Source organism: Bacillus sp. EKM501B, from assembly GCF_011800505.1.
Taxonomy (GTDB): domain Bacteria; phylum Bacillota; class Bacilli; order Bacillales; family Bacillaceae_G; genus Bacillus_A; species Bacillus_A cereus.
The window spans coordinates 800,514-812,785 of the sequence record NZ_JAALFZ010000001.1 but is presented as its reverse complement, the minus strand read 5'-3'; the positions used below and the strand labels follow the sequence as shown (position 1 = coordinate 812,785).

The window sequence follows — 12,272 nt, the reverse complement described above, 5'->3', positions numbered from 1 at the left end:
CGGTAACCCCTCACAATCTAAATCGCTCTTACTTCAAAACGACGATTTTGCTTCCCTTTACTTTTTACTTTATCAATAACAAGTGTTCCTATTTCACTCGTATTTTTCACATGTGTGCCTCCACAAGCTTGTTCGTCTAAATTTTCAATTGTAACAATGCGGATTTCTTGGATAGTAGTTGGCAGGAGATTTATTGCTGTTTTAATCATTCCTACAGCATTTTCTGCTTCTTCGCGGCTCATATAACGAGTGGAAATTTCTTTATTTTGCTTAATAAGTTTATTCACTTCCTCAACAATTTCTTCTACTTCCACGCTCGATAACTCTTGTAACTCATTAAAATCGATACGTGCTTTATCAGGATAAATTTGATTTCCGGTGCATAGAGCTCCATACTTTTCATAAACAACAGCTCCGATAAGATGCAGTAAAGAGTGATGACGCATTAAATTATGACGTCTTTCCCAATTTATCTCTAATTTAACTGGACCTAACTTTACTTGTGCTTCGTCTTTTATATAGTGAACTATTTCTCCTTGCTCCTTCTTTACTTTTTCAACTTCAAATACAGACCCATCTTGTACAATGACACCCGTATCACATTCCTGTCCTCCACCAGTTGGATAAAAAATTGTTTCTTTTACAAATACTTTATTCCCTTCTACTCTTATCACTTCTGTTTCGCAACTCGTTTTGTATGCATCTTCTAAATATAATGCCGTTGTCATACTCTCACCTCTTTAGTAGTTATAGTTATACCTACTAATATAAAAAAGAAGCTCTGCAAAGTCAATTGATAATTCTGAAATTTAAAATTAATAAAAGACTCCTTTATTAGGAGTCCACTATCTCAATATTTCATTCGCTTCTTTTTCATAAATTTTATCAAATGACGTCATAACGCGCTGTGATGCTTGAATCATCTTTTGATCTGTCATAAGATCTGCCATCTCTTTCGTCATATCAACATTTGAATTTTCTAGCATATGATTTTTTACTATTCCTGTTCCGTTCGGTAAATTAGCAATGTTTCCTTCTGCTAGTGTAAAGCTTTTGTTTTCACGTTGCACGAGACGTGCATTCGTTTCGGCATCTACTGTTTTTGTTTGCAAACGAGCAATATTATTTTGTGTTACCTCATCATATAATGTACCATCTGCTTGTACAGCAACCTTTGCTCCTTCTGGAATACGAATACGCTCATTATTCTCTCCCATTACGAAAGCACCAGATGATGTTTGTAAATAACGATCACTATTTAATGTGAAACTACCATCTCTCGTTAAAAACGTTTCATCATTTTTAGAAGTAACGAAAAATGATGTTGTGCCGGCCGCGCCGTCATCTAAAAAGAAATCTGTAGCGCTATTTGTCATTTGTATATTTCCTTGTACTAAATTCACATGCGTTCCAGCTGGTACTACAGCGTAATCGACCGAACCGATATTTGTTACCGCCCCATCTCCGCGGCGATATGTGTCTTGTACATCAAATACTTTAGACGTCATATTTTCTGCTTTAAATCCTGTCGTTTGAGCATTTGCAACGTTATTCGAATGAACATTAATGCGCTGCATGTAATTCATCATGCCCATAGAACCTATATAAAGACCGTTCATATTCGTTTGAATAAGGCAAGCGCCTTATTCTTCACCTCTTTTCTACGATGTTTGTAACATTTGTTTCGCTAAATGTTCAGCTGTAGCGATATGTATATTTTTCTTTATGTCTTGGCCATCTGTCATTAATACAATAGGAGCTGATGATACTGCTGGAATTTTCAACAATTCGCCACTACTTGCTGTTTCATCAAATTTCGTAAACACAATACCATCTATATGAATATCTTTAAAGTTTGTAATAATTTCAATCATATCTTTACTTTTCATTGAAGCTGATAACGTTAAACAAATATAATCTGGTTCTACTTGTCCCATCGTTTCAATCATTTCTTCCACTGTTTCTGACGTACGATAATTTTTCCCTGCTGTATCAATTAAAATATAATCGACGCGTGCTTCTTCTTTAAAATACGTAAGCGCTCTTGTCATTGCAGCTTCATCACGCACAGCAATTACTTCAGATCCAATTGTCTTTACGTTATCTTGCAATTGCTGCACTGTCCCTATGCGCGAATGATCTGTCGTTATAAAACCAACTGTTTTGTTCTTACCGTGAAATTGCCATGCCATTTTCGCCAGTGTCGTCGTTTTACCAACGCCAGTTGGACCGATTAATGCAATTGTTTGTACTTCTTTTTCAAAGACGTTTTCCGTATTGAAATGAGATTTCATATCTTCCAATATGTACCTGATAACTTCTTCTTCCGTAATCATCGTCGCATTTTCAAACTTTATTTTTAACTTTTCAGCATATGCATGAATGAAATATTGTTCCACATCGTTTTGTTCTAGCATCCGAATTACTTTTTGAATAATAAACGGTACAGATTCTTGGTTTTCTTTCTTTGTAACTACTTCTTCTTTCTTTACCGGAACGACTTGTTTCACAACTTTTTTCTTTTTCGTTACTTCCGTTTCTTTCGTCTGTTTCACCACGACAATTCCTTTTTCAAACAGCTTTAATAGTTTCTCTTTTTTTCTTGCCCATTCTTCACTATTTCCTGTTTGCATCGCCGCGTATGACATAGAAGTCGTTACGTTTTCTAAATTGTGCAGTACTGATTGAATTCCATTCGCCTTCACAATTTGTTCTGAAGGATCATTCACAACATCCATTAACTGTTCATGAAATTGAGCTGTACCTTCATTCACTTCTTCCTGTTTTTCTTCTGGAAAAGCAACTAACATTTCATAATCCTTTTTCCAGAAAAACGGTATATTTCGTTTTACACTTTCATCGACAACGTAATAATAATCTGTACCATATTGGTCAAATAACTTTCGATACAATTCATTTTTCGAAGCTGCTTTTATTCGCATTAACGCTTCTTTCTTTTCTGTACTTTCCATTACTTCACCCCCTACTATTCAATATAGGCAATTTGATCCACAACAATTTCTGGTGCTAATTCACTAATACAAAGTACTTGTGCTTCCACTTGATAACGTTCTAGCAGTCTTACAATCGCAAATCTAAAATCTTTTCTACGTGTTAATAACACTGGCTCTCTTCCCATTAAACGTGCTTGCTTAAAGACGCGCTGCACTTGCTCAACGACACGTGTTTCTAAATCTAAATCCCAGTTTAATAAGTAACCTTGATATGAATTATTCACAACATCCGCATCTAACTCAATTGAATCAGAGAAGAGCGCTGCATATATTTTTCCGTCTGGATTTTTCGCATTTTCACAAATAACTTTTGAAATACATTCACGAACAAATGATGTCACACCATCAACGTGGTTTTGATAAATTTCTTTGCCGTCAATAATACCTTCAATAATTGTTGGTAAATCACGAATAGAAATACCTTCTTTTAGAAGTTGTTTAATAACATTTTGAACAAGTGATAAATCAATTTCTTTTTTCTTAATCTCTTCTAATAGAACGCCATTATCATTTTCAAGCGAGTTAATTAAGTCTTTTACATGTTGGCGCTGAATTAATTCATGAAGATTACGTCTAACGACAACATCTAAATGTGTAATTAATATGCTAAGTGGCTCTAACACTTGATAGCCTTTCATTTGTGCATCTTGCACCATATGCTCTAAAATCCAATATCCATCTTCACCAAAAATTGGATCTTTCGCTGGCTCTGCATCTAAATCAGCCATTACGTTTGGTGTTTTCAGTGCTAATAAATAACCTGATTTTAAAACACCTTCAGCCGCCTTCGCACCTTTAATTCGAATAATGTAACGTCCGCGTGGTCTAAAGCTCGTATTATCTTTAAAGTTAATTCCAGGAACGTTAATACCAAGGTCAGTAATAATTGACTTCCTCATAAGAACAACTTTATCACGCGCTGTTTCCCCGTTAATTTTCTGCTTTACAAGTGCTGCTAAATCTAAACCGAGTTCTACTATAATTGGATATTTATCCGTAAATACTCCAAATGAATCTTCTACTTGTTGCAGTTGCTCATCTTCGCCTTGGATCATTTCTATTTCTTTTTGAAGCTCGTCTTCTTTTTCTTTCTTTATTCGATTTTTATTACGAATTCCTAAGAAGATAATTGTTCCGCCAACGAGTGCGAATGGTAGAAACGGTAGCGGAGTAAAAATACCCATTGCGATAAATAAACCACCGAGCGCATATACAACGACTTCATGCGCTAATAACTCTTTAAAGATACCTTCTGTTACTGTATCTGGTGAGCCGTCAAATACACGCGTTACGATAATACCTGTTGAAATTGCAAGCATTAGCGATCCAATTTGGTTTACGATTCCGTCACCGACAGTTAACTGTGTATAATGAAGAGCCGCATCTGCAAAGCTCATCCCTTGCTGCATCATTCCGACAATTAAACCGAAAATAATGTTTACGAATAAAATGACAATCCCGAAAATAACGTCCCCTTTAATGAACTTTCCGGCACCATCCATCGCCCCATAAAACTCTGTTTCCATATTTAATTTTTTTCGTTTTGCTTGTGCATCTTTTTCTGAAATAATACGCTGGTTTAAATCAGCATCGATAGACATTTGTTTCCCTGGTAAAGAATCAAGTGTAAAACGAGCTGCTACTTCAGCTGTACGAGACGCACCGTTTGCAACAATAAACTGGAATATGATTAATACTGTAAAAATAACGATACCAATTAATAAGTTTCCGCCAATTACGAACTGGCCGAACTCTTCAATAACATGACCTGCATTTCCATCTGTCAAAATCGCTCGCGTCGTCGAAACGTTAATCGATACGCGGAAAATCCCGATTAATAACAACATCGTTGGAAATGACTTTAATTCATCCCACTCGTTAATACTTGTCGCTCGCATATAAATAAGCACTGACATACTTAGTAGAAAAACGATAATGATATCAAGTATAAATGGTGGAAGTGGAATTAAGAGCGCCACTACGAATGACGCTGCTAAAAAGATAGAAAAATAGGTTCTTGCAGACTCTATCTTAAACAAAGAGATCTCCTCCAAACGCGCTATTATACTTCAAGTTCGTTCGTCTGAATTAAATAGCGCATAACTTCAATTACAGCTACGTATAAATCTTCTGGAATCGTCTCATCTTCCTCGACTTGATAATATAAAGAACGAGCAAGCGGACGGTTTTCCACCATTGGTATTTCTTGTTCACGGGCAAGCGTTCGTATATATAACGCGAGCTCATCTTCCCCTTTTGCAACGACAATTGGTGCTGCATCAACGTGTTTATTGTAACGAAGTACGACCGAAATATGAGTCGGGTTGTTTACAATAAACGTTGCGCCATCCATCTTCTTCGCAATTGTTCCTTGCAAGATTTCATGCATAAAGTTTTTTCGTTTCCCTTTTACTTGCGGGTCCCCTTCATTATCTTTATGCTCTTGTTTCACTTCTTCTTTTTTCATCTTAATATCTTGCTCGTACTCCCATTTTTGATAAATGAAATCAATAATAGAAAGAACGATTAAAATAATTAAAATTGCTAAGAAAATAAATTTAATTTGCCTAATAATTTCAGTAAGTGACGCAGTCCAGTTAAATCCAATCATGCTCACGATTTTCTCTAAATTCTTTTTAAAAAGAACGTAAGCGACGTAACCGATTAATCCCATATAAAACAGTGATTTCAAAATATCTACTAAACTTTTACGACTAAACAGTCTCGTAAAATAGTTTTTCGGATTAATACGTGATGCTTTCGGTTTAATGACTTTAGAAGAAAATAGGAACCCGACTTGAATCATATAATTGAATAAATGAAAAGCGTATACGAGTATTAATATCGGAGCCGATACTTTCAGTAATAAAATCCCCATTAAATAAAAATACTCGGTTGAATCTGTATTTTTTCCAATTTGATCAAACAGCACCGCTACGGAATTCGCAATCTCATACCCTAGCCAATCTCCGAAGAAATAAACGACAACTGCTAATACGAGAATGGAAAATAAATTATTTAAATCTTTACTCCGGGCAATATTCCCTTCTTCACGCGATTTTTTACGCTTCTGCGGGGTGGCCTTTTCTGTTTTATTATCCTTTGCCATGCGCGTCCCCCTACTTCGTTAAGAAAAAGTTAAATAGTTTCGTATACTCTTCAAGTAATACATCCGTCATATTTTTAAACACATAACCGAGCATCGGTACACTCATCGCAATAAACAAAATACCGCACGTAATTTTAATTACGTATGCATTCATAAAAACGTTTAATTGCGGAGCGTTTTTTGCAATTAAAATAAGAACAAAGTTAATGATGAATAAACTTCCCATGAGCGGAAGAGCAATTTCAACCGCTGATGTGATCGCAAATAATAGCGTTGCGAGTAGACTATCTAAGAAACTAGTCGTCAGCAATTTTGAAATCGCCTCTGTATATTGAAACGACTTTAAAATCGTGGCAACGAAATAATTAATGCCGCCAAGTGAAATAAAAATAATGAGAAAAAATATATCAAAAATGGTTGATAGTAAAGTAGACTGTGAGCCCGCATTTACATCAAACAAACTTGCTTGTGATAAACCGATATCAAAGTCTAAAATATGCCCGGCCATTTTAGGAATGTTCCACAGCATTTCTACAATTTTTGAAAGTGATAATCCAATTACAATTTGCGTTCCTGCATAAGCTGCAACGTCCCAAACTGTCTTGATGTGAGAGACATCCACTTGATCAGCCACTGTAATTGAAAGAGCAAGTCCAACTGTAACCTTCGCCATTGCTGGAATGGATCGTCCTGAGAAAAACGGTAAAAAATATAAAAATGAAGTAATGCGGCAAAACGCAAAAAACGTTGCCGCCCATAATTCCATATTCATTTCAGTTCACCTATCTTAGTACGAACGCAATAGCGATGGGATTTTATCAAATAAATCTAAAATAAGTGTCGTTAACTCTTGGAACATCCACGGACCTAAAATGATAATAACGAGGACAATACTCGCCATTTTCGGTAAAAACGTCAGCGTTTGCTCTTGAATTTGCATCATCGCCATAATGACAGCGATGATAATAACGACAATCATACTTACGCCGGCAACCGGCATTAAAATCATAACCCCTTTATAAAAAAAGGTTTGAAAAATATCTATAATTGGTGACGTATTCATTTATATGACTCCTATCACATAGCATCAAACGCTTCAGGCGACCGTTTTAAACATAATGTCGACGATTTTTGTATATCCACCTAAATATACGAAAACGAGTATTTTAAACGGTAAACTTAAAATCATCGGCGGTACCATCATCATCCCGAGGTACATTAAAAGTGTACTAATAATCAAATCTATAAATACAAACGCTAAATAAATGAACATCCCTGTTAGTAAACCTTTTTGAATTTGCGTTAACGTAAAGGATGGTACGAGCGTAAATAGTGAAAGATCTTTCAAATCTTTCGGCAACTCTTCTCCGCGTACTTTCAGCATCATTTTTAAATCATGCTTATACGTATGCTTTGACATATATTCTTTCATAATAGGAGCTGTCGTTTCCGCAGCTTGACTTACTGTTATTTTCTCTTTCGTCATCGGATCCCACACATCACTCTTCAGTTGCCCGAGTACAGGCTGCATCGTAAAGAGTGATAAAAATAATGCAAGTCCAACAAGCACTTGGTTTGGTGGTAAATTCATTACCCCAAGTCCTTGACGTGTAATCCCTAGAACGATCATAAAATAAGTAAAATGTGTAAATAATAGAACGATAGAAGAAGATAATGATAAAAGGGTAACGAGCGCAAATAGTTGTACACTTGAATTACTCGTAAACTCTTTTCCATTTTCGAAATTAATAAAACCGTTCGGGGCTGCATACGCTGGATTTACAAAAATAATTGAAAAAACGATAGAAAATACGAAAATAACGGCTAATAATGATAACTGTTTCTTTATTCTCATGATGGATCCTCTACTTTTTTCGTTTCACTCTTCACCGCGTCTTCTAGTGCTTGTTGAAACTGATTTCCTGTTCCGGTTAATTGCACAGACTGCACACCGTTATTACTAATAACAGTGAACACTTGCTTTCCGTCCACTTCAAATAAAAAGGCACTCGTTTGATGATTTAAATAAACGCCGTCTTTTACTTGAATATGGCCATTTTCACCCTGCTTAAAAAACTGCTGTTTGCGCGTCTTTTTCGTCATATAATATGCACCGTAACCGAGCGCACCAAACAGTAAAACGACTTGAAATAAGGTCGTCATATAAGACATATGACTCCTCCTCTACTCTTTATCTTGCATTTGACTTTGCGCTTTCATAAGCGCCGCTTGTTTCTTATCAGCTTCAATTTCAGAAATGATAATACCGAATTTCTCGTCCATTACGATTGCTTCACCGATGCCGACTTTCATATTACTTAAATACACATCTACTTTATGTCCTAAGTTTTTCTCTACTTCCAGAACATCGCCAACTTTTAACTGCTTTACATCACCAAGTGTAATAGATGACTTTCCAAGCTTTACACCAAGTTCAATCGAAATATCTGAAACAGTATCAATATGTGCTTTACCTGCTTCATTTCGCTTTCCTGCAAAATCTTCTAATCCCATTAATGACACGGGAGATACTTCATGCTTCATATGGATCCTCCTACTCTACAAAACTTTTAAATAGGAGCGCCTTACGCGTTCCATCTTTTCCAATAAAACAATTAAATTTATGCTTTCCATCTACATAACCAAGTAATTCATCCGAAACTTTCGTATGAAGCGGAATAATATCGCCTTCTTCAATTTGTTCAATCTCACTCATTGTCATTTTTTGCTCACCAATCGCAACGTGAACAGGTTTGTACACTTGATTTACTTTCATTTCCACTTCAGACGTATACTTTTTACGCTTGTCTGAAGAATGTTCGACAATATTTTCAGACGTTAACTTATCCATAATTTCTTCAACAGATAAGAATGGAATCCCGATACGCACCGTCGTATTCCAAAAATCTGTTTTCATATTTACGTTAAGTAATGAAATGATATCGCTCGCTGTCGTAATCTTTAATGCATTCGGATCTGTTTCCGTCGTTACAAATTTCGGTTCAATCGCAACAACACTTTCAAATGATTGCTCTAAATTTTTACAAAGAAGCAAGAATATATTATCAAGCGTTAAAAACTCAAATGCTGTTAACGGTCTGCGCATCGTAAAGTTACGCTTACTATCTCCGCCAAGCCAACATTCATGAATATAAATAACGAATGCTAAATCAATCTCAATAACAATTTCTCCAAGCTCTGGTAAACCGAGATCAATCACGCAATATAAATAATAATCTTTCGGCATTTTCTCCACATACTCACTCGTAAATGGAACTTGCTCAACTGTTGAAGGTTCTAGTTCAATTGGAATACGCATACGCGCTGATAACGTCTGTGACGTCTGTTTTCCAAACGTAGAAGCAATCGCTTGCAAACTACGTAAATGCTCAACACCGAACTTCTCTGGTCTATTAAAATCATACTCTTGAAATTTCTCTTGCTTTCCTGCTTCTTGTGCGAAAGCTGGCATTTCCTCGCCTTCATTTACCGCCTTCAGCAGGGCATCAATTTGCTCTTGGCTTAATTTTTCGCCACTCATGACAATCCCCTTCCCTACCTTTTCAATTCAACGATTTCAACGTACATCTTTCCATTCTTCGTCAAAATCTTTCCGGTTCCAATCTCTTCATTCTCAAGCATAAGACGCACCGTATTTTTCGTTGAATTTTCAAGACGATACAATGTACCTTTCGTAATATGAAGCAGATCTTCAATTTTCTTTTTCGTATTTCCGATTTCAAAATAAATTGTTAACGGAATATCATCTTGTAATTTCAAATCTAGCCAACTCCCATATCATGTTCACGAAAATTTCATGTTCTCTCTATATATGAAACTTCTTATTTTGAAACGTCGATATTTAATATTTTTTTAATATATCCTTGCGTTTCTTTAAATGGCGGTACGCCTCCGTACTTTCTCACATTGCCAGGACCAGCATTATAAGAAGCAAGTGCCAATACTAAGTCGCCGTTATTTTTCTTTAAATAACCGCTTAACTCTTTCACGCCACCTTCAATACTTTCAGCTGGTGAAAAGGGATTCTTCACACCCATCTCCTTCACATTCGCTGGCATAAGCTGCATAAGACCCATCGCACCTGCATGTGACACCGTTTTCGGATTAAAATTAGACTCTACTTCAATCATTTTTTGAATTAACGTTTTTGGAATTCCATATGTACGACTTACTCGATCAATAATATCCTCATACTTGCCTTCATTGGAAGAACGTATTTTTTGAATATTATACTTCTTCGTTAATTCCCACGTATCAGCGGCCTCATTTTTCGTTTCTGGGAAACGTCGTTCAAACTCTTTTTGCGCAACTTGCACTTCATCTGCTTTCTTCGTTTCAGCCTTTTCTTCAAGCTTACTCGCTTCCTCTACTTTATTAATAGTTTCTGCCGGTTTATTAACAACCGCTTCTATTTTCGTAGATTGTACCGGCTGACTCATATCTTCTACTTTTGCCGGCTGCGTAGTAGCCTTCGTCTCCTTCGCAGGTTCACTCTGCAACTTCTCTTGAAAACGACTACTAACAAATGCTTGTGGACTACTTAGCTTTTGCTGAATTTGCCCTTTCTTATATGCAAGCACTTCTTTTACTATATTTCCAACTATCATAATATCACCTTTTCGGTAAACAAAGATAATCTAATATTAGAGTTTTTTTTTAAAGTTTGCAATAATCCTTTTAATAATTATGTAATAAAAAAATGAATATATTGTTAAACTGTTATTTTTTTATATTTATTAATTCGAATTTTTAGTTGACAGCCGCTATGACAGGGATTACAATAAATCTCGAAATTGATTTTTTCGCATATTACCGTTTTTCAATTTGCAGAAAAGTCAATATAAAAAAATGGGGGTTCTTAATTATGAGAATTAATACAAACATTAACAGTTTACGTACGCAAGAATACATGCGTCAAAACCAATCAAAAATGAGCAATTCTATGGATCGTTTATCAAGCGGTAAACGTATCAACAACGCTTCTGACGATGCTGCTGGTCTTGCAATTGCAACTCGTATGCGTGCACGTGAAAGTGGATTAGGTGTTGCAGCTAATAACACGCAAGACGGTATGTCATTAATCCGTACAGCTGATTCTGCAATGAACTCAGTATCTAATATCTTACTTCGTATGCGTGACATTGCTAACCAATCAGCTAACGGTACAAACACTGATTCAAACAAATCTGCACTACAAAAAGAATTTGTTGAATTACAAAAACAAATCACTTACATTGCAGACAATACTCAATTTAACGATAAGAACTTATTAAAAGAGGATAGCGAAGTTAAGATTCAAACACTTGATTCAAGTAGCGCTGATCAACAAATTGGTATTAATTTAAAAGCAGTTACTCTTGAAAAATTAGGAATTGATAAAATTGCTATCGGTAAAGCTGATGCTACTACTGGTACTGGTACTGGTACTACTGTAGACCTTACAGCTCTTAACAACGCTATGAAGAAATTAGAAACTCCTGTAGCAGCATCAAGAGACACTGATGTTGCTGCAGCTAAAGCAGAATTTGACAAAGTATCAGCTTCATTAGATTCTAACCAAGCTAAAGATATCCAAAAAGCTTTCGATGACTATACAGCATCAGCGAATGACACTAACGCACAAGCAATCTTTACTGCTGCCAAAGATTTAAAATTAGCAACACCAACACCAACACCAACACCAGATACTTCTAAAGCGGACGCTTTAGCTGCTGTTGCTGCAATTGATAAAGCTCTAACAACAGTTGCTGACAACCGTGCAACTCTAGGTGCTACATTAAACCGTCTTGACTTTAACGTAAACAACCTGAAGAGCCAATCTTCTTCTATGGCTTCAGCTGCTTCTCAAATCGAAGACGCTGACATGGCGAAAGAAATGTCTGAAATGACTAAGTTCAAAATCTTGAACGAAGCTGGTATCAGCATGCTTTCTCAAGCAAACCAAACTCCACAAATGGTTTCTAAATTATTACAATAAGCCATTTGAGTTAGTTTCCTGAATAAACCTCTCTGCTTGCAGAGAGGTTTATTTTTTTCTATATAGATAGATTATTTATAAAACTTTCTTTTTTTGATGGAAGAAAGCATCTGCGGTGCATAGAAGCGGTTAGTGCTTATCTTGATCCCCT

The 12,272-nt window shown here is 36.0% G+C and carries 14 protein-coding genes; 1 reads left to right on the top strand and 13 read right to left on the bottom strand.

The genetic code is table 11. From position 1 onward, the window contains the following. Positions 1-17: 17 nt before the first annotated feature. From HFD78_RS04285 to HFD78_RS04225, 13 genes are all read right to left on the bottom strand, one after another. Positions 18-728, bottom strand: coding sequence for an alanyl-tRNA editing protein (locus tag HFD78_RS04285; RefSeq protein WP_000205394.1), 711 nt, complete (start codon positions 726-728; stop codon positions 18-20). A gap of 117 nt (positions 729-845) precedes the next feature. Then, positions 846-1,619, bottom strand: a complete 774-nt coding sequence (locus HFD78_RS04280; protein ID WP_098450799.1) for a flagellar basal-body rod protein FlgG — start codon at positions 1,617-1,619, stop codon at positions 846-848. Positions 1,620-1,661: 42 nt separating this feature from the next. Continuing rightward, positions 1,662-2,972: a flagellar biosynthesis GTPase FlhF gene (flhF, locus tag HFD78_RS04275; RefSeq protein WP_061655901.1), complete on the bottom strand. Its 1,311-nt coding sequence runs from the start codon at positions 2,970-2,972 to the stop codon at positions 1,662-1,664. 14 nt (positions 2,973-2,986) lie between these two features. After that, the gene (gene flhA, locus HFD78_RS04270) at positions 2,987-5,053 is read right to left on the bottom strand and encodes a flagellar biosynthesis protein FlhA (RefSeq protein ID WP_000472585.1); all 2,067 of its coding nucleotides are present in this window, start codon (positions 5,051-5,053) and stop codon (positions 2,987-2,989) included. A gap of 23 nt (positions 5,054-5,076) precedes the next feature. Then, complete coding sequence (gene flhB, locus HFD78_RS04265) at positions 5,077-6,123, bottom strand: flagellar type III secretion system protein FlhB (RefSeq protein WP_097862927.1); 1,047 nt, start codon at positions 6,121-6,123, stop codon at positions 5,077-5,079. Between the two features lie 10 nt (positions 6,124-6,133). Next, the gene (locus tag HFD78_RS04260; protein WP_001055718.1) at positions 6,134-6,895 is read right to left on the bottom strand and encodes a flagellar biosynthetic protein FliR; all 762 of its coding nucleotides are present in this window, start codon (positions 6,893-6,895) and stop codon (positions 6,134-6,136) included. Between the two features lie 15 nt (positions 6,896-6,910). Then, positions 6,911-7,186 carry a flagellar biosynthetic protein FliQ gene (locus HFD78_RS04255; RefSeq protein ID WP_001098085.1) on the bottom strand — a complete coding sequence of 92 codons (276 nt, stop codon included), beginning with the start codon at positions 7,184-7,186 and terminating at the stop codon, positions 6,911-6,913. A gap of 33 nt (positions 7,187-7,219) precedes the next feature. Next, positions 7,220-7,978 (bottom strand): flagellar type III secretion system pore protein FliP, encoded by a 759-nt coding sequence (locus HFD78_RS04250; protein WP_001220582.1) that lies wholly within the window; start codon positions 7,976-7,978, stop codon positions 7,220-7,222. Next, positions 7,975-8,295: a hypothetical protein gene (locus HFD78_RS04245; protein WP_000121176.1), complete on the bottom strand. Its 321-nt coding sequence runs from the start codon at positions 8,293-8,295 to the stop codon at positions 7,975-7,977. The genes HFD78_RS04250 and HFD78_RS04245 overlap by 4 nt, the downstream gene beginning before the upstream one ends. Before the next feature lie 12 nt (positions 8,296-8,307). Then, the gene (gene fliN, locus HFD78_RS04240) at positions 8,308-8,667 is read right to left on the bottom strand and encodes a flagellar motor switch protein FliN (protein ID WP_000680010.1); all 360 of its coding nucleotides are present in this window, start codon (positions 8,665-8,667) and stop codon (positions 8,308-8,310) included. 10 nt (positions 8,668-8,677) lie between these two features. Further along, positions 8,678-9,664, bottom strand: a complete 987-nt coding sequence (gene fliM / locus HFD78_RS04235; RefSeq protein ID WP_000012356.1) for a flagellar motor switch protein FliM — start codon at positions 9,662-9,664, stop codon at positions 8,678-8,680. A gap of 14 nt (positions 9,665-9,678) precedes the next feature. Continuing rightward, positions 9,679-9,903, bottom strand: a complete 225-nt coding sequence (locus HFD78_RS04230; RefSeq protein WP_000775712.1) for a flagellar motor switch protein FliN — start codon at positions 9,901-9,903, stop codon at positions 9,679-9,681. 62 nt (positions 9,904-9,965) lie between these two features. Then, positions 9,966-10,751: a lytic transglycosylase domain-containing protein gene (locus tag HFD78_RS04225; RefSeq protein WP_000635223.1), complete on the bottom strand. Its 786-nt coding sequence runs from the start codon at positions 10,749-10,751 to the stop codon at positions 9,966-9,968. Positions 10,752-11,008: 257 nt separating this feature from the next. Here HFD78_RS04225 and HFD78_RS04220 point away from each other — a divergent pair, with 257 nt between their 5' ends. Then, entirely contained in the window at positions 11,009-12,121 is a 1,113-nt protein-coding gene (locus tag HFD78_RS04220; RefSeq protein WP_098331105.1) for a flagellin N-terminal helical domain-containing protein, read from the top strand. The last annotated feature ends 151 nt before the right edge of the window (positions 12,122-12,272 follow it).